The organism is Thauera phenylacetica B4P (assembly GCF_000310225.1).
Lineage (GTDB): Bacteria > Pseudomonadota > Gammaproteobacteria > Burkholderiales > Rhodocyclaceae > Thauera > Thauera phenylacetica.
In genome coordinates this window covers 1-17,910 of the sequence record NZ_AMXF01000073.1, presented here as the reverse complement: position 1 = coordinate 17,910, position 17,910 = coordinate 1, and the positions used below count along the sequence as shown (strand labels likewise).

At 67.8% G+C, this 17,910-nt stretch carries 18 protein-coding genes; 15 read left to right on the top strand and 3 right to left on the bottom strand.

Annotation, left to right across the window (positions count from 1 at the left end):
* Positions 1 to 217: 217 nt before the first annotated feature.
* Entirely contained in the window at positions 218 to 931 is a 714-nt protein-coding gene (locus C667_RS11205) for a GntR family transcriptional regulator (protein WP_004363381.1), read from the bottom strand.
* Between the two features lie 320 nt (positions 932 to 1,251).
* On the opposite strand from C667_RS11205, the gene C667_RS11200 reads away from it, so the two are divergent.
* Positions 1,252 to 2,103, top strand: coding sequence for a 3-hydroxybutyryl-CoA dehydrogenase (locus C667_RS11200; protein ID WP_004363380.1), 852 nt, complete (start codon positions 1,252 to 1,254; stop codon positions 2,101 to 2,103).
* 87 nt (positions 2,104 to 2,190) lie between these two features.
* On the opposite strand, the gene rho is transcribed toward C667_RS11200, so the two are convergent.
* Both rho and trxA read right to left on the bottom strand, forming a co-directional pair.
* Positions 2,191 to 3,450 carry a transcription termination factor Rho gene (gene rho, locus C667_RS11195; protein ID WP_281054844.1) on the bottom strand — a complete coding sequence of 420 codons (1,260 nt, stop codon included), beginning with the start codon at positions 3,448 to 3,450 and terminating at the stop codon, positions 2,191 to 2,193.
* A 178-nt stretch (positions 3,451 to 3,628) separates the two neighbouring features.
* The gene (trxA, locus tag C667_RS11190; RefSeq protein WP_004363378.1) at positions 3,629 to 3,955 is read right to left on the bottom strand and encodes a thioredoxin TrxA; all 327 of its coding nucleotides are present in this window, start codon (positions 3,953 to 3,955) and stop codon (positions 3,629 to 3,631) included.
* A 360-nt stretch (positions 3,956 to 4,315) separates the two neighbouring features.
* Between trxA and fdxA the strand changes: the two genes are divergently transcribed.
* From fdxA to C667_RS11120, 14 genes are all read left to right on the top strand, one after another.
* Positions 4,316 to 4,639 (top strand): ferredoxin FdxA, encoded by a 324-nt coding sequence (fdxA, locus tag C667_RS11185; protein ID WP_004363377.1) that lies wholly within the window; start codon positions 4,316 to 4,318, stop codon positions 4,637 to 4,639.
* A gap of 92 nt (positions 4,640 to 4,731) precedes the next feature.
* The gene (locus C667_RS11180; RefSeq protein WP_004363376.1) at positions 4,732 to 5,181 is read left to right on the top strand and encodes a CBS domain-containing protein; all 450 of its coding nucleotides are present in this window, start codon (positions 4,732 to 4,734) and stop codon (positions 5,179 to 5,181) included.
* 214 nt (positions 5,182 to 5,395) lie between these two features.
* A complete protein-coding gene (locus tag C667_RS11175) occupies positions 5,396 to 7,057 on the top strand; it encodes a long-chain-fatty-acid--CoA ligase (RefSeq protein WP_004363375.1) in 1,662 nt (553 codons plus the stop codon).
* 311 nt (positions 7,058 to 7,368) lie between these two features.
* On the top strand, positions 7,369 to 9,036 hold the full coding sequence (gene ilvB / locus C667_RS11170; protein ID WP_039921321.1) for an acetolactate synthase large subunit: 1,668 nt from the start codon (positions 7,369 to 7,371) through the stop codon (positions 9,034 to 9,036).
* Positions 9,036 to 9,353, top strand: a complete 318-nt coding sequence (ilvN, locus tag C667_RS11165; RefSeq protein WP_004363371.1) for an acetolactate synthase small subunit — start codon at positions 9,036 to 9,038, stop codon at positions 9,351 to 9,353. The genes ilvB and ilvN overlap by 1 nt, the downstream gene beginning before the upstream one ends.
* 96 nt (positions 9,354 to 9,449) lie before the next feature.
* Positions 9,450 to 10,580 (top strand): chorismate synthase, encoded by a 1,131-nt coding sequence (gene aroC, locus C667_RS11160; RefSeq protein WP_004363369.1) that lies wholly within the window; start codon positions 9,450 to 9,452, stop codon positions 10,578 to 10,580.
* Positions 10,581 to 10,661: 81 nt separating this feature from the next.
* Complete coding sequence (locus tag C667_RS11155; protein WP_004363367.1) at positions 10,662 to 11,831, top strand: MFS transporter; 1,170 nt, start codon at positions 10,662 to 10,664, stop codon at positions 11,829 to 11,831.
* Between the two features lie 7 nt (positions 11,832 to 11,838).
* Complete coding sequence (locus C667_RS11150; protein WP_004363366.1) at positions 11,839 to 12,654, top strand: M48 family metallopeptidase; 816 nt, start codon at positions 11,839 to 11,841, stop codon at positions 12,652 to 12,654.
* A gap of 88 nt (positions 12,655 to 12,742) precedes the next feature.
* On the top strand, positions 12,743 to 14,152 hold the full coding sequence (gene leuC / locus C667_RS11145; RefSeq protein WP_004363365.1) for a 3-isopropylmalate dehydratase large subunit: 1,410 nt from the start codon (positions 12,743 to 12,745) through the stop codon (positions 14,150 to 14,152).
* 31 nt (positions 14,153 to 14,183) lie between these two features.
* Entirely contained in the window at positions 14,184 to 14,312 is a 129-nt protein-coding gene (locus tag C667_RS11140; protein ID WP_004265808.1) for an entericidin A/B family lipoprotein, read from the top strand.
* Positions 14,312 to 14,950 (top strand): 3-isopropylmalate dehydratase small subunit, encoded by a 639-nt coding sequence (leuD, locus tag C667_RS11135; RefSeq protein ID WP_004363364.1) that lies wholly within the window; start codon positions 14,312 to 14,314, stop codon positions 14,948 to 14,950. Before C667_RS11140 ends, leuD begins: the two co-directional genes overlap by 1 nt.
* A 36-nt stretch (positions 14,951 to 14,986) precedes the next feature.
* The gene (gene leuB, locus C667_RS11130) at positions 14,987 to 16,051 is read left to right on the top strand and encodes a 3-isopropylmalate dehydrogenase (RefSeq protein ID WP_004363363.1); all 1,065 of its coding nucleotides are present in this window, start codon (positions 14,987 to 14,989) and stop codon (positions 16,049 to 16,051) included.
* 54 nt (positions 16,052 to 16,105) lie between these two features.
* A complete protein-coding gene (gene asd, locus C667_RS11125) occupies positions 16,106 to 17,239 on the top strand; it encodes an aspartate-semialdehyde dehydrogenase (RefSeq protein WP_004363362.1) in 1,134 nt (377 codons plus the stop codon).
* A 206-nt stretch (positions 17,240 to 17,445) separates the two neighbouring features.
* The coding region (locus tag C667_RS11120; RefSeq protein ID WP_004363361.1) for a type IV pilus assembly protein FimV at positions 17,446 to 17,910 on the top strand (465 nt) is incomplete at its 3' end.

The following is a 17,910-nucleotide window of genomic DNA, read 5'->3' as shown; positions in this document are numbered from 1 at the left end:
CTGAGCGCGGGCTCCGGCGGAGCCGGCCGCAGGCGTCGCGCGCGAGCGGCGCCGGCGCGCGGCGGCTGGCTCCATCCCAGGCTCTCCCTCCCCGAAATCGAGCAGTTCGTCGTGGTTGCCTTCTGCGTCCGCGCAGAGGTGATTTCGGGTTTGGCCCGCTTCGGCGGGCCTTTTTTTATGCTCGCTCGCTGCGAGGTGGCGGCAGGCCGGCGGAAGCTCAGTGGCTGGCGGTGGAGGCGTTGTCGAGGCGGACCGACTGCAGCGTCAGGCGGATGTGTTCGCCGAGCAGGCGGGTGGCAGTGTCGGCGTCGCGCGCCATCGCGGCCTCGAACAGGGCGGCGTGCTCGTCGTGCAGCCGGCGCGTGCCTTCGCTGCGGCGCAGCGAGAGGTGGCGGTAGCGCTCGGCCTGGTGGTAGAGGATGGACAGGAAGTGCTTGGTCCAGCGCGAGGGGCAGGCGGCGATCAGCACCTCGTGGAAGATGCGGTTGCGCTCTTCCCACTGCTCGCGGTGGTTGCCCTCGGCGAGTCGCTCCTCGGCGCGGGTGAGGCGGTGGAAGGCGGCGGTGAGCTCGGCCTCCCAGGCGTCGTCGCCGAGCGCGATCGAGTGGCGCAGCGCGCTGCACTCGAGCATCACCCGCGTCTCGGTGATGTCGGCGAGGTCCTCGAGCGAGACCGGGGCGACGCGAAAGCCGCGCTGGCCCTGCGACACCACCAGCGCGTCCGAGGTCAGCAGCGAGAGCGCCTCGCGCAGCGTCGCGCCGCCGACGCCGTAGTCGTTCTTGATGTGCTCGATGCGCAGCTTCTCGCCGGGTGACAGGCGGCCTTCGATGATGTTGCGGCGCAGGCTGCGATAGGCCGCCTCGACCAGCGTCTTCGGTTCGGCGACCTGGGTTTCTTGATGGACGGGGTAGGGCGGCGAGGTGTGGAGCATGATCTGGGCGGGGAGCGGGGAGCGGGGACGAAAGGCGAGGCGGACGAATGAACGCCCATCTAATGTAGCCGCTGCCCCGGAGGCTCACAAGAAAAATATCGAGAAACGATTCAAAACCCGGCTGGCGACGGCCGCGTCATTGTTGCCGACAAGCATCGAGATCCGTGCCGCAGGCCGGCCCTTCGATCCGCCTACTGCGCGACCGCGTTGTGCTGGCACCCGCCCGCGGAATCCGCTAAAGTCGCCGCGCATACGCAGCGGTATGGAGCCCGTTTTCCGGCGGCTGCGTCGACCAAAATCCTGTTCGGAGAACGAAGGCGATGAGTATCGGCAAGATCGGAGTGGTGGGTGCGGGCACGATGGGGAACGGCATCACCCAGGCGTTCGCGGTCGCGGGGCGCGAGGTGGTGATGATGGACGTCGGCGAGGCGCAGGTGCAGCGCGGGCTCGCGACCATCTCGGCCAGCCTCGACCGCCTGATCAAGAAGGACAAGATGAGCGCGCAGCAGAAGGACGCCGCGATGGCCTGCATCACCACCGTGAACTCGATCGACAAGCTGGCCGACTGCGACCTGGTGATCGAGGCGGCGACCGAGAACGTCGATCTCAAGCTGCGCATCTTCGCCGACCTCGACCGCATCGTGAAGCCCGAGGCGATCCTCGCCAGCAACACCTCGTCGATCTCCATCACCCGCCTGGCCGCCGGCACGCAGCGTCCCGGCCAGGTCATCGGCATGCACTTCTTCAACCCGGTGCCGGTGATGGCGCTGGTCGAGCTGATCAACGGCCTGCAGACCTCGGCGGCGACCTACGCCGCCGTCGAGGAGGTCGCGAAGGCGGTCGGCAAGACGCCGATCAAGGTCAAGAACAGCCCGGGCTTCGTGGTCAACCGCATGCTGTGCCCGATGATCAACGAGGCCGTGTTCGCGCTCGGCGAGGGCCTGGCGACGGCGGCCGAGATCGACGAGGCGATGAAGCTCGGCTGCAACCACCCGATCGGCCCGCTCGCGCTGTGCGACCTCATCGGCCTGGACGTGGAGCTCGCGGTGATGCAGGTCCTCTACGAGGGCACCAAGGACCCCAAGTACCGCCCGGCGCCGCTGCTGGTCGAGATGCTCGAGGCCGGCTACCTCGGCCGCAAGAGCGGCAAGGGCTTCTACGACTACAAGTAGGCGCAGGCACCGGCCGCGCGTCGCGCGGCGGGGTCGCACCAGAAAAAACGCCACCTTGCAGGTGGCGTTTTGCTGTCGGGCGCGCGCTCAGCCGCGGCCGGTGCGCATCGCGTCGAAGAACTCGGCGTTGCTCTTGGTGGCCTTGACCTTGTCGAGCAGGAATTCCATCGCGTCGATGTCGTCCATGCCGTAGAGCAGCTTGCGCAGGATCCACACCTTCTGCAGCACGTCGGCCTTGAGCAGGAGCTCTTCGCGGCGGGTGCCGGAGCGGTTGACGTTGATCGCCGGATAGACACGCTTCTCCGCCATGCGGCGGTCGAGGTGGAGCTCCATGTTGCCGGTGCCCTTGAATTCCTCGTAGATCACGTCGTCCATGCGGCTGCCGGTGTCGACCAGCGTGGTGGCGATGATGGTCAGCGAGCCGCCTTCCTCGATGTTGCGCGCGGCGCCGAAGAAGCGCTTGGGCTTCTGCAGCGCGTTGGCGTCGACACCACCGGTGAGCACCTTGCCGGAGGCCGGCACCACGGTGTTGTAGGCGCGCGCCAGGCGGGTCAGCGAGTCGAGCAGGATCACCACGTCGTACTTGTGCTCGGTCAGGCGCTTGGCCTTCTCGATCACCATCTCGGCGACCTGCACATGACGGGTGGCGGGTTCGTCGAAGGTGGAGGCCACGACCTCGCCCTTCACCGAGCGCAGCATCTCGGTCACTTCCTCGGGGCGCTCGTCGATCAGCAGCACGATCAGCTTGACGTCCGGATGGTTGGCCGTGATCGCGTGCGCGATGTGCTGCAGCATGACCGTCTTGCCGCTCTTGGGCGGGGCGACGAGCAGGCCGCGCTGGCCTTTGCCGATCGGCGCGATCATGTCGATGATGCGGCTGGTGACGTTCTCCTCGCCGCGGACCTCGCGCTCGAGCTTCAGGCACTCCTGAGGGTGCAGGGGCGTGAGGTTCTCGAACAGGATCTTGGTCTTGCACTCTTCCGGCGGACGCCCGTTGATCTTGTCGAGCTTGGTCAGCGCGAAATAGCGCTCGCCGTCCTTGGGCGTGCGGATCTCGCCCTCGATCGTGTCGCCGGTGCGCAGGTTGAAGCGCCGGATCTGCGAGGGCGACACGTAGATGTCGTCGGTTCCCGCGAGATACGAGGTGTCGGGAGAGCGCAGGAAGCCGAAGCCGTCAGGCAGCACTTCGAGTGCGCCGTCGCCACAGATCGGTTCGCCCCTGCGGGCACGGTTGCGCAGCAGCGCGAAGACGAGTTCCTGCTTGCGCAGCCTGTTCGCGCCATCGACTCCGGCGTCCATCGCCATCTGCAGCAGCTGGCTGACGTGCAGGGCCTTGAGTTCGGACAGGTGGAGCGCGGGCGCGTCGGGATCACGCGGCGTGGAAGAGACTTCCTCGCCGCCGTTCTCGACGTCGAACAGATCGTCTTCGGTCTGCGGATTCTGGGGGGAATTGCCGTCCCGGTTGCGCGCGCCGCGGCGACGGGCGCGCGATGAACCGCGGGAACGGGCCGGAGCCTGGTCCGGCTTAGATGTTGCTGTCAATGAAGGCGGTCAGTTGAGATTTGGAAAGGGCGCCCACTTTGGTCGCCTCGACGTTGCCGCCCTTGAACAGCATCAGCGTCGGGATGCCGCGGATGCCGTACTTGGCAGGCGTCTCCTGGTTGTCGTCGATGTTGAGCTTGGCGACCTTGAGCTTGCCCGCGTAGTCCTTGGCGACGTCGTCCAGGATCGGCGCGATCATCTTGCAGGGGCCGCACCACTCGGCCCAGTAATCGACCAGGACGGGGGTCTGGGACTGCAGCACTTCGCTGTCGAAGTTGCCGTCGGTCACATGGTGGATGTGCTCGCTCATGATTCCTCACTAAGGCTGGCAGGGGGTGGTGACGAAGGCGGGAGCCCTCGTTGCCGGGTGATGGGTGATACGACCGGCGTGATGCAACCGGATGCTGCGTGCGGGAAAGGGTGGATCGCCTGCGATCGCGCCGCGAGCGGATAGCGCTGCGGGGATGCACGACAAGCCAGCGGAAGGAGAGACCTTCCGTAAAGAAATTTTTCCGAAACTTATGCGAAGCCGGGGGCGCCGTCAAGGAAATCGCGGTGCGTGCCGGCGTCCGCGCCCGCGTCCGTGGCAAAAAAGCAAACGGCTGGTCTATATTGTGCGTCCTTCGGCCAGCCGCAGCGGGCGGCGGCCGGCCCTGCCTGGAGAGTCGAGATGACCTACGTCGTTACCGAGCGCTGCATACGCTGCAAATACACCGACTGCGTGGACGTCTGCCCGGTCGACTGTTTCCGCGAGGGGCCCAACTTCCTCGTCATCGATCCGGACGAGTGCATCGACTGCACGCTTTGCGTGGCCGAGTGCCCGGTCGAGGCGATCTACTCCGAGGACGACGTGCCCGACGACCAGAAGGGCTACATCGCGCTCAACGCCGAACTGGCGAAGCAGTGGAAGCCGATCGTCGAGCGCAAGGACGCGCTGCCGGACGCCGATCACTGGGCGCGCATCAAGGGCAAGCTCGGCGAGCTGAAGCGCTGAAGGCACGCCGCGGCCGGCTTTGCGCGCGCACGGCGATGCACTAAGATGCGGAGCGTCATCAAACCTATTAGCGCAACGGCACGGAGACCGACATGCTGGTGAGCGAGATTCTCGCGATCAAGGGCAAGGTGTTATTCACCATCGGCCCCAACCGACCCATTGCCGAGGCGGTCGAGATCATGAACGAGCAGGACGTCGGCTCGCTGGTCGTGTTCTCGCGCGGCGAGATGGTCGGCATGCTCACCTTCCGGCAGGTGCTGCAGGCGGTGCAGCGGGGCGGTGCCGACTGGCAGTCGCTGCAGGTCGAAGGCGTCATGCTGCGCGAACCGCGCATCGCCTCGCCCGACATGGAGATGGACGAGCTGCGCCGGCTGATGGTCGAGCACCACCAGCGCTATCTCCCGGTGATGGACGGCAACACGCTGCTCGGCGTGGTCAGCTTCCACGACGTCGCCAAGGCAGTCCTCGAGGAGCAGAGCTTCGAGAACCGCATGCTCAAGAACTACATTCGCAACTGGCCCGCGGGCGAGGGCGAGGAATAAGCGGTACGGCCGGGCCTCGTGCCCGGCGGCGGCGGTCGAACCGCCGCGCCTCCAGGAACGGGCTGCGCCCGTTCGGCCGACACCCACGACAAGATCGGGTGCGGCGTGGTTGGAATGAACGGACGGGCCGCTTGCCCGTCCGACGCCTTGGGAGGGCGGAGCCGGTGCGCCACGGCGGCGCGCCGGCGGTATTTCCAGCAAAAGGAGGAGAGACATGGAAAAGATCTGGCTCAAGAGCTACCCCCCCGGCATTCCGGCGGAAATCGACGTCGACGCGTTCCGTTCCCTGGGCGACCTGTTCGAGCGCAGCGTCGCGCGCTTCGCGGACAAGCCCGCCTATCACTGCATGGGGAAGTCGATCACCTACGCCGAGCTCGACGCGCTCAGCGCGCGCTTCGGCGCCTGGCTGCAGAGCGAGCTGAAGCTGCCCGAGGGCGCGCGCGTGGCGCTGATGATGCCCAACGTGCTGCAGTACCCGATCGCGCTCTTCGGATCGCTGCGCGCCGGCTACACCGTGGTCAACGTCAACCCGCTCTACACCGCGCGCGAGCTCGAGCACCAGCTGAAGGACTCCGGCGCCGAGGCGATCGTGATCCTGGAGAACTTCGCCCACACGCTCGAGCACGTGCGTGCGCAGGTGCCGGTGCGCCACATCGTGGTCACCAGCCTGGGCGAGATGCTCGGCCTCGTGAAGGGCACGATCGTGGACTTCGTCGTGCGCAAGGTGCGCAAGCTGGTCCCGGCATGGCGGCTCGACGGCCACGTGCGCTTCTCCACGGCCTTGCAGCGCGGCGCGGCGCACAAGCTGCAGCCCGCCACGGTCGGCCATGAGAACGTCGCCTTCCTGCAATACACCGGCGGCACGACCGGGGTGGCCAAGGGCGCGATGCTCACCCACGGCAACATCATCGCCAACCTGCAGCAGGCGCATGCGTGGATCGCCCCCTATGTGGGCGACGGCAGGGAGATCATCATCACCGCGCTGCCGCTTTACCACATCTTCTCGCTCACCGCGAACTGCCTCACCTTCCTGAAGATCGGCGCCAAGAACGTGCTGATCCCCAACCCGCGCGACATCCCGGGCTTCATCAAGGAGCTCGGCCAGCACCGCTTCACCGTGATCACCGGGGTCAATACGCTGTTCAACGCGCTGCTCAACAATCCGGAGTTCGCCAGGCTCGACTTCTCCACCTTGCGCGTGAGTCTGGGCGGCGGCATGGCGGTGCAGCAGGTGGTCGCCGAGAAGTGGAAGAAGGTCACCGGGGTGCCGCTGGTCGAGGCCTACGGCCTCACCGAGACCTCGCCGGCGGTGACGATCAACCCGCTCGACCTCGCCGAGTTCAATCATTCGATCGGCCTGCCGGTTTCCTCCACCGAGATCAGCATCCGAGACGATGCCGGCCATGAGGTGCCGCTCGGCCAGCGCGGCGAGCTGTGCGTGCGCGGCCCGCAGGTCACGCCGGGCTACTGGCAGCGCCCGGAGGAGACCGCGCGCATCTTCACGCACGACGGCTTCCTGCGCACCGGCGACATCGCCACTGTCGACGAGCAGGGTTTCGTCCGCCTCGTCGACCGCAAGAAGGACATGATCCTGGTGTCCGGCTTCAACGTCTATCCGAACGAGGTCGAGGACGTGGTGGCCGGTCACCCCGGCGTGCTCGAGGTCGCCGCGATCGGCGTGCCCGACGAGCGCAGCGGCGAGGCCGTGAAGGTCTTCGTTGTACGCAAGGATCCAGACCTGACGGCCGAGGCCCTGATCGCCTTCTGCCGCGAGAACCTCACCGGCTACAAGGTGCCGCACCACGTCGAGTTCCGCGACGAGCTGCCCAAGAGCAACGTCGGCAAGATCCTGCGCCGCGAGCTGCGGCCGCAGTGAGCGCGCACAGGGCCCGGGCAACGCGCGAGATTCTTCTTGTGCGGTGCAGCTTTTCGTGATTAAACTCCGGCCCACGTCGTTTTCGTTTTCGAGCAGATCCGTTCCAATGTTCCCGATGTCACCCCGCCGCTCCTCGCTCCTGTCGCTGGTACTGGTAGTACGCGTAGTAGGCGTAGGCATGCGCGCGACGTAACGGGACCGGACACTCGAGACTCAGGAAACCCAGACCCCCGTCGGCGCGCAAGCCCGGCGGGGGTCTTGCTTTTGTACCCGCCGGTCCGGCCGTCGAACCCGAAGCCAAGGAGAGCAACATGATGCAAATGACCGGCGCGCAATTGATGGTGCGCCTCCTCGAGCGCCAGGGCGTGCGCACCGTCGCCGGCATTCCCGGCGGTGCGATCCTGCCCTTCTACGATGCGCTCTCGGGCAGCGAGCACATCCACCACGTGCTTGCCCGCCACGAGCAGGGCGCGGGCTTCATCGCCCAGGGCATGGCCCGTGTCTCGGGCGTGCCGCAGGTGTGCATCGCCTCGAGCGGCCCGGGCGCGACCAACCTGGTCACCGCGATCGCCGACGCCTGCCTCGACTCCATCCCGATGGTCGTCATTACCGGCCAGGTGCCGCAGGCGATGATCGGCACCGACGCCTTCCAGGAGGTCGACATCTACGGCATCACGGTGCCGATCACGAAGCACAACTTCCTCGTTCGTTCTGCGCAGGAGCTCCTCGAGGTGGTTCCGGAGGCCTTCCGCATCGCCATGTCCGGGCGCCCCGGTCCGGTGCTGATCGACGTGCCCAAGGACGTGCAGAACCAGCTCGTCACGGTCGCGGAGTTTCCCGCCCCGGCGGTGGCCGACCCCGCCCCGCAGCTCGACCTGGAAGCGGTGGAACTGGCGGCGAAGATGATCAACGAGGCGGAGCGGCCGGTGCTCTACCTCGGCGGCGGGGTGGTCGCCTCGGGCGCCGCGCCGCTCGCGGTGCAACTGGCCGAGCAGGCCGGGCTTCCCACCACGATGACGCTGATGGCGCTCGGCGCGATGCCGATGGACCATCCGCTGTCGATCGGCATGCTCGGCATGCACGGCGCGCGCTACACCAACTTCGTGCTCGAGGAGGCCGACGTGCTGGTGTGCGTGGGCGCGCGCTTCGACGACCGCGCGATCGGTCGCGCCGCGCAGTTCTGCCCGAACGCGAAGATCGTGCACATCGACATCGACCGCTCCGAGCTGCACAAGATCAAGAGCGCCCACGTCGCCATCCACGCCAACGTCAAGTGCGCGCTCGAGGCGCTGCTGCCGCGCGTGCAGGCCACGCTGCGCAAGCGCTGGCTGTCGCACGTCGACAGCCTGAAGACGCGCTTCCCAATGCAGTTTCCGGGCCAGGACGACCCGCGCACCCACTATGGCCTCATCCACGCGGTGGCTGCAGCCCTCGACGACCGCGCCATCGTCGCGACCGACGTCGGCCAGCACCAGATGTGGGTGGCGCAGGCCTATCCCTTCCGTCGCGCGCGCCAGTGGCTCACCTCGGGCGGCCTCGGCACGATGGGCTTCGGCCTGCCGACCGCGATCGGCGCCGCGCTCGCGGAGCCCGATCGCACCGTGGTCTGCTTCACCGGCGACGGCAGCTTCAAGATGAACATCCAGGAGCTCGCGACGCTGGCCGAGGAGGGGCTCAACGTCAAGATCGTGCTGATGAACAACAACGCGCTCGGCCTGGTGTACCAGCAGCAGACGCTGTTCTACGGCCAGCGCCTGTTCGCCTCCAAGTATCGTACCGAGCCCGACTTCGTGAAGATCGCCGAGGGCTTCGGCGTGGCGGCGGTGGACCTCGACCTCGCCGACAACCCGCGCGCCGCGCTCGCGGAGGCGCTGCATCGTCCAGGTCCGTGCCTGATCCACGTGACGATCGACCGCGAACAATTCGTCTATCCCATGGTGCCGCCGGGTGCCGCCAACACCGAGATGATCGGAGGCTGATGATGATCGAACAGGTTTCCGACCCGCTGCCGCAAGCCGGCTACGCCAAGGTCGTTCTGGAGCTGGATGTGAACAACCACCCCGGGGTGATGAGCCACATCTGCAACCTCTTCGCGCGCCGCGCGTTCAACGTCGAGGGCATCCTGTGCATGCCGGTGTCCGACGGCAGGCGCTCGCGCATCTGGCTGCTGGTGTTCGACGACCAGCGCCTCGAGCAGATGGTGCGCCAGCTCGAGAAGCTCGAGGACGTGCTCAACGTGCGCCGGCATGGCGCCGAGCACGAGGTCTTCGAGCGCCTGGAGGGCTTCTTCCACTGAACGCCGGCGCTCCGGCGCCGGCTCGGGAGGGGACGGCACGCGTGCTAGACTCGCGTCCCGTCCCCGTTTCGTCATTGCAGATCAGGCAGGCAACCCATGTCCGGCAACACCCTCGGCACGCTCTTCACCGTCACCTCCTTCGGCGAATCCCACGGCCCGGCGATCGGCTGCATCGTCGACGGCTGCCCGCCGGGACTGGCGATCTGCGAGGCCGACATCCAGGCCGAGCTCGACCGCCGCAAGCCGGGCACCTCGCGCCACGTCACCCAGCGCCGCGAGCCGGACACGGTCGAGATCCTGTCGGGCGTGTTCGAGGGCGTCACCACCGGCACCCCGATCTCGCTGCTGATCCGAAACCAGGATCAGCGCAGCAAGGACTACGGCAACATCGCCGACACCTTCCGCCCCGGCCACGCCGACTATGCCTACCTGCAGAAGTACGGCGTGCGCGACCACCGCGGCGGCGGGCGCTCTTCGGCGCGCGAGACCGCGGTGCGGGTGGCCGCCGGCGCGATCGCGAAGAAGTGGCTGAAGGAGCGCCACGGCATCGTGATCCGCGCCTGCATGAGCGCGCTCGGCCCCGTCCAGATCCCCTTCGTGTCCTGGGACGAGGTCGACGGCAACCCCTTCTTCGCCCCCAACGCCGCGATCGTGCCCGAGCTCGAGGCCTACATGGACGCGCTGCGCAAGTCGGGCGACTCCATCGGCGCGCGCATCGACGTCGTCGCCAGCGGCGTGCCGGTGGGCTGGGGCGAGCCGGTGTACGGGCGGCTCGATGCCGACATCGCCTACGCGATGATGGGCATCAACGCGGTGAAAGGCGTGGAGATCGGCGCCGGCTTCAGTGCGGTCGCGCAGCGCGGCACCGAGCACGGTGACGAGATGACGCCCGCGGGCTTCCTGTCCAACCACGCCGGCGGCGTGCTCGGTGGTATCTCCACCGGGCAGGACATCCTCGCCAGCATCGCGATCAAGCCGACCTCGAGCCTGCGCCTCGAGCGCCGCTCGATCGACCGCGCTGGCAACCCGGTCATGGTCGCCACCGAAGGCCGCCACGACCCCTGCGTCGGCATCCGCGCCACGCCGATCGCCGAATCCATGCTCGCGCTGGTGCTGATCGACCACGCGCTGCGCCATCGCGCGCAATGCGGCGACGTGCGCACCGACACCCCGCGAATCCCCGCGCTCGCGCCCGAAGGGAGCCAGCGCCTGCCTTCGCCGCGCTGAGGCGATGCGGGCAGGGTGGGGCGGCGCGGTGTGTCGCCCGGGCGAAGGGGCTGGAGCGGGTTCCTGTCGGGAGCGGACACGATGATTCCCTACTGGCGCCTGTCGGCCTACTACTTCTTCTACTTCGCCTTCGTCGGCGCGTTCTCGCCCTACTTCACGCTCTACCTGCAGTCGATCGCGCTGTCGGCGACCGACATCGCGCTGCTGATGTCGCTGATGCAGCTGATGCGCGTGCTCGCACCCAACCTGTGGGGCTGGCTCGCGGAACGCCTGGGCATGCGCATCGCGATCGTGCGCCTGTCGGCGCTCGCCAGCCTGGCGGGCTTCTCGGTGTTCTTCCTGACCACCGAGTTCGCCGGGCTGTTTGCCGCGATGGCGCTGATGGCCTTCTTCTGGAGCGCGGTGCTGCCGCTGATCGAGGGCCTGGCCTTCGCCCACCTCGGCGACCAGTCGCACCGCTACGGCAGCATCCGCGTGTGGGGCTCGGTCGGCTTCATCGTGGCCGTGCTCGCGCTCGGGCACTCGCTCGACCACCTGCCGATCGAGGCGGTGCTGTGGGTCACCGCGTCCATCCTCGCCGGCATCGTGCTGTGCAGCTTCATCGTCCCCGAGGCGCCGCGCCCGCCGCCGCAGCGTGACGCCGCGAGCTTCGGCGACACCCTGCGCCGACCCGAGGTGCAGGCGCTGCTCGGCGCCTGCTTCCTGATGTCGGCGGCGCACGGCGCGCTCTACGTGTTCTACTCGATCTACCTGGTCGACATCGGCTACGACAAGGGGCTGGTGGGCTGGATGTGGACCCTGGGCGTGCTCGCCGAGATCGTCGTCTTCATGTGGATGCCGCGGCTGACCCGGCGCTTCTCGCTGCGCGCGATCCTGCTGTTCTCCTTCGCGTGCGCGGTGGCGCGCTTCCTGATGATCGGCTGGGGCGCGCACAGCCTCGCGCTGCTGCTCTTCGCGCAGGTGCTGCATGGCGCCACCTTCGGCGCCTACCACGCGGCGGCGATCGCGGCGGTTAACGAATGGTTTCCGGGCCGGCTGCAGTCGCGCGGCCAGGCGCTCTACGGCAGCCTGTCCTTCGGCGCGGGCGGCATGCTGGGCGGCTTGCTGAGCGGTTACACCTGGGAGGGCATCGGGCCGGCGTGGACCTATACGATCGGTTCCGGCTTCGCGCTCGCCGGCCTGCTCTGGCTGCTGCTGGGCTGGAGAGGGGAACCCGGCGCCGCGCACGCACTCCACGAACCGAGGAGGTAATCACCGCATGCAATCCATCCTGAAGATCGCCCTGCCGGTGCTGCTCGCCGGCACCATCACCACCGCCTGCCAGACCGTGCAGACGACGCACGGCGGGGCGGTGGGCGTGCAGCGCTCGCAGCTGATGATGGTCTCGGCCCAGGAGGTCGAGCAGGCCTCGAACCAGCAGTACCAGCAGATGCTCGCCGAGGCGCGGCGCAAGAACGCGCTCGACCGCGACCCCGCCACCGTGCAGCGCGTGCGCCGCATCGTGTCGCGCCTGACCGCGCAGACCGGCGCCTTCCGGCCCGATGCGCCGTCGTGGGCGTGGGAGGTGCACGTGTTCAGCTCGAACGAGCTCAACGCCTGGTGCATGGCCGGCGGCAAGATGGCGATCTACACCGGCCTCATCCAGGGCCTGAACCTCACCGACGACGAGATCGCCGCGGTGATGGGCCACGAGATCGCCCACGCGCTGCGCGAGCATGCGCGCGAGCAGGTGTCCAAATCGATGGCGACCGGGATCGGAGTCTCGTTGGCCGGCGCCCTGTTGGGCTTTGGGCAGGCGGGGCAGAGCCTGATGAGCCAGGTCGCCAAGGTGACCTTCGAGCTGCCCAACTCGCGCGAGCACGAGACCGAGGCCGACCGCATGGGGGTGGAACTGGCGGCGCGCGCCGGCTACGACCCGCGCGCCGCGGTGACGCTGTGGAACAAGATGGCCAGCCAGTCGGCCGGGGCGCCGCCGCAGTGGCTGTCCACCCACCCCTCGCACGCGACGCGGCAGAAGGACCTGGCCGAGTACGCCGCGCGCGTGATGCCGCTCTACCAGGGCGCGCGGCGCTGAGGGCAGGGCGCAGGCGAGGCCCCGCCTACACAGTTTTGCAGGCTTTGTGAAATAATCGATTCCTTTTTCAGACGCGGAACCATCCGGGATGCAAGCTCAAACGCTGTACGAAAAGCTCTGGTCCAGCCATGTGGTCCACCAGGAGGCCGACGGCACGGCGCTGATCTACATCGATCGGCACCTGGTGCATGAAGTGACCAGCCCGCAGGCCTTCGAGGGCCTCAAGCTCGCCGGGCGCAAGCCCTGGCGCATCGGCTCCATCGTCGCCACCGCCGACCACAACACGCCCACCGACCACTGGGACCTGGGCATCCAGGACCCGGTGTCGCGCCAGCAGGTCGAGACCCTCGACGCCAACATCCGCGAGGTCGGCTCGCTCGCCTACTTCCCGTTCAAGGACGCGCGCCAGGGCATCGTGCACGTCATCGGCCCGGAGAACGGCGCCACGCTGCCCGGCATGACCGTCGTCTGCGGCGACTCGCACACCTCCACGCACGGCGCCTTCGGCTGTCTGGCGCACGGCATCGGCACCTCCGAGGTCGAGCACGTGCTCGCCACCCAGTGCCTGCTGCAGAAGAAGTCGAAGACCCTGCTGATCAAGGTCGACGGCCAACTCGGCCGCGGCGTCACCGCCAAGGACGTGGTGCTCGCCATCATCGGCAAAATTGGCACCGCCGGCGGCACCGGCTACGCGATGGAGTTCGGCGGCAGCGCCATCCGCGCGCTGTCGATGGAAGGCCGCATGACGATCTGCAACATGGCGATCGAGGCGGGCGCGCGCGCCGGCCTCGTCGGCGTGGACGAGACCACCATCGAATACCTCAAGGACCGCCCGTTCTCGCCCAGGGGCGAGCAGTGGGAGCAGGCGGCCGACTACTGGCGCAGCCTGCACAGCGACGAGGGCGCGGAGTTCGACAAGGTCGTCGAGCTCAGGGCCGAGGACATCCTGCCGCAGGTCACCTGGGGCACCTCGCCCGAGATGGTCACCACGGTCGACGGCCGCGTGCCCGATCCCGCCGCCGTCACCGACCCGGTGCGCCGCGAGGGCATCGAGCGCGCGCTCAAGTACATGGGCCTCGCCGCCAACACCCCGATCACCGACATCCCGGTCGATCAGGTCTTCATCGGTTCGTGCACCAACTCGCGCATCGAGGATCTGCGCGAGGCCGCCGCGGTGGCCAAGGGCCGCACGAAGGCCGCGAGCGTCAAGCGCGTGCTGGTGGTGCCGGGCTCCGGCCTGGTCAAGCGCCAGGCCGAGGCCGAAGGCCTGCACGAGGTCTTCCTCGCCGCCGGCTTCGAGTGGCGCGAGCCGGGCTGTTCGATGTGCCTGGCGATGAACGCCGACCGCCTCGAGCCGGGCGAGCGCTGCGCTTCGACCTCGAACCGCAACTTCGAGGGCCGCCAGGGCGCGGGTGGTCGTACCCACCTGGTGAGCCCGGCGATGGCTGCGGCGGCTGCAGTGACCGGCCACTTCACCGACGTGCGCACACTGGCCTGAAGAAGGCCAGTGCCCGAGTGAGGAGAACGCAATGAAGAAACTTGCACTGATCGCCGCCGCGCTCGTAGCCGGCTTCGTCTCCATGGCCTGCAACACCGTGCAGGGCGTCGGCAAGGACATCGAAAGGGGTGGCGAAGCCATCCAGAGGGCAGTGAAATAATGAATCCGTTTACCGAGCTCGACGGCCTGGTCGCGCCGCTCGACCGCGCCAACGTCGACACCGACGCCATCATCCCCAAGCAGTTCCTGAAGTCGATCAAGCGCAGCGGCTTCGGCCCCAACGCCTTCGACGAGTGGCGCTACCTCGACGTCGGCCAGCCCGGCCAGGACAACCGCCAGCGTCCGCTCAACCCCGACTTCGTGCTCAACCAGGCGCGCTACCAGGGCGCGCAGATCCTGCTCACCCGCGACAACTTCGGCTGCGGCAGCTCGCGCGAGCACGCGCCGTGGGCGCTGGAGGACTACGGCTTTCGCGTGCTGATCGGGCCGAGCTTCGCCGACATCTTCTTCAACAACAGCTTCAAGAACGGCCTGCTGCCGATCAAGCTCGACGCCGCCGAGGTCGACGAGCTGTTCCGTCAGTGCGAGGCGAGCGAGGGCTACCGCCTGAAGGTCGACCTCGCGGCGCAGACCATCACCCGCCCGGACGGCCAGTCGATCGCCTTCGACATCGACCCCTTCCGCAAGGAATGCCTGTTGAACGGCTGGGACGACATCGGCCTGACGCTGCGCCACGCCGACAAGATCCACGCCTTCGAAGACCGGCGCCGCGCCGAACACCCCTATTACTATTCCTGAGCCAGCCCGGCTCACCGAACCAAGGAAGACGACTCGATGAAGATTTGCGTGCTGCCGGGTGACGGCATCGGTCCCGAGATCATGGCGCAGGCCGTGCGCGTGCTGAACGCGCTCGACCTCAAGTTCGAGATGGAAGAGGCCCTGGTGGGCGGCTGCGCGGTGGACGCCACCGGCAACCCGCTGCCCGAGGCCACGCTCGAGCTCGCGCGCGCGGCCGACGCCATCCTGCTCGGCGCGGTCGGCGGGCCGAAGTGGGACAGCCACCCGCGCAACCAGCGCCCCGAGCTCGGCCTGCTCGGCATCCGCAAGGAACTGGCGCTGTTCGCCAACCTGCGCCCGGCGATCCTGTATCCGGAACTGGCCAACGCCTCCACGCTCAAGCCCGAGATCGTCGCCGGCCTGGACATCCTGATCGTGCGCGAGCTCACCGGCGACATCTACTTCGGCCAGCCGCGCGGCATCGAGTTGCGCGAGGTCAACGGCGAGACCCAGCGCGTGGGCTGGAACACCATGATCTACGCCGAGTACGAGATCCGCCGCATCCTGCGCGTGGCCTTCGAGGCGGCGATGAAGCGCGGCAAGCGCCTGTGCTCGGTCGACAAGATGAACGTGCTCGAGACCACCCAGCTGTGGCGCGACATCGCGATCGAGGTGAGCAAGGACTTCCCCGAGGTCGAGCTCACCCACATGCTGGTCGACAACGCGGCGATGCAGCTCGTGCGCAACCCGAAGCAGTTCGACGTGATGGTCACCGGCAACATGTTCGGCGACATCCTGTCCGACGAAGCCTCGATGCTCACCGGCTCGATCGGCATGCTGCCCTCGGCCTCGCTCAACGCCGACAACAAGGGCATGTACGAGCCCTCGCACGGCTCCGCGCCCGACATCGCCGGCAAGGACCTCGCCAATCCGCTCGCCACCATCCTGTCGGCGGCGATGATGCTGCGCTATACCTTCAATCAGGAAGCGGCCGCGCAGCGCATCGAGCGCGCGGTCAAGAAGGTGCTCGCCCAGGGCTATCGCACCGGCGATATTTTCGAGCCGGGCACGAAGCGGGTCGGTACGCGCGAGATGGGCGACGCGGTGCTCGCGGCGCTGTAAGCTGTTGCGCCTGAAACGGTTTTTCGAAGAACGTCTTAGTTGAGAGTGATGAACATGAATCGAGTCGGTCTGGTTGGCTGGCGTGGCATGGTCGGTTCCGTGCTGATGCAGCGCATGGTGGAAGAGGGCGACTTCGCCTTCATCGAGCCGGTGTATTTCTCCACCTCGAACGCCGGCGGCAAGGCGCCGTCCTTCGGTGGCAAGGAAGCCGCCGCGCCGCTGCAGGACGCGATGAACATTGAGGCGTTGAAGGCCTGCGACATCGTGATCACCTGCCAGGGTGGCGACTACACCAAGGAAGTCTTTCCCAAGCTGCGCGCCACCGGCTGGAACGGCCACTGGATCGACGCCGCCAGCGCGCTGCGCATGAACGACGACGCGGTGATCATCCTCGACCCGGTCAACCGCAACGTCATCGACGCCGCGCTCGCCAAGGGCGGGCGCAACTGGATCGGCGGCAACTGCACCGTGTCGCTGATGCTGATGGGCCTGGGCGGCCTGTTCCGGCACGGCCTCGTGGAGTGGATCTCGGCGATGACCTACCAGGCGGCCTCGGGCGCCGGCGCGCAGAACATGCGCGAACTCATCAGCCAGATGGGCACCATCCACGACTCGGTCAAGGACCTGCTCGCCGACCCGGCCTCGGCCATTCTCGAGATCGACCGCAAGGTCGCCGAGACCATGCGCTCGGACGCCTTCCCGAAGAAGAACTTCCGCAACACCCCGCTCGCCGGCAGCCTGATCCCCTGGATCGACGTGCCGGTCGAGCACGGCCAGAGCAAGGAAGAGTGGAAGGGCGGCGCCGAGTGCAACAAGATCCTCGGCAACCCGGCCTTCCGCAGCCCGGGCTCGATCCCGATCGACGGCTTGTGCGTGCGCATCGGCGCGATGCGCTGCCACTCCCAGGCGCTCACCATCAAGTTGAAGAAGGACGTGCCGCTCGACGAGGTCACCGAGATCATCGCCGGCGCCAACGACTGGGTGAAGGTCGTCCCCAACGATCGCGAGACCACCGAGCGCGAACTGACCCCGACCGCCGTCACCGGCACGCTGACCGTCCCGGTCGGCCGCCTGCACAAGATGGCGATGGGCCCCGAGTACCTCGGCGCCTTCACCGTCGGCGACCAGCTGCTGTGGGGCGCGGCCGAGCCGCTGCGCCGCATGCTGCGCATCCTGCTCGAGCGCTGAGCGCTTCGAGGCATTCCGGCAAGGGGGGCGCAAGCCCCCCTTTTCGTTGCGGACTCGCGTCGAAACACGGTATTTCTTCACACCGGACGGGTACGAATCAGCCCCGGCTAATGCGACGCAGGCCGGGAAATGCTAGATTCCTAGGCCAGATACGGTGAAATCGACCGTGATGCTCCGTTGCGGGGGAACGAGTTTTGAGATCCAAAATGACAACATCGGTCAGGGCTTCCCTGCTCGCCCTCTCCATCGCCGCGCTGCCGCTGTCGGTGCAGGCGGCCGGCCTTGGCCAGATCAACGTCCTGAGCGGCCTGGGCCAGCCCCTGCGTGCCGAGATCCAGATCTCCGCCACCGCGCAGGAGCTGCAGTCGCTGAGCGCCCGCATCGCCTCGGCGGATGCGTTCCGGCGTGCGAACCTGAGCTACGGTACCGCGGTGAGCGCGATCCGCGTCAGCGTGGATACGCGCGCCGCACGCCCGGTCGTGCGGCTCAGCAGCGACCGCCCGATCAACGACCCCTTCGTCGACCTGCTCGTCGAACTCGACTGGGCGGGCGGCAACCTGGTGCGCGAATACACCTTCCTGCTCGACCCGGTCGAGCTCTCGGCGCCGCGCCCGCTCGCCGCCCCGATCCAGGCACCGGCGGCGCGGCCCGCGCGCGCCGCGTCGCGCCCG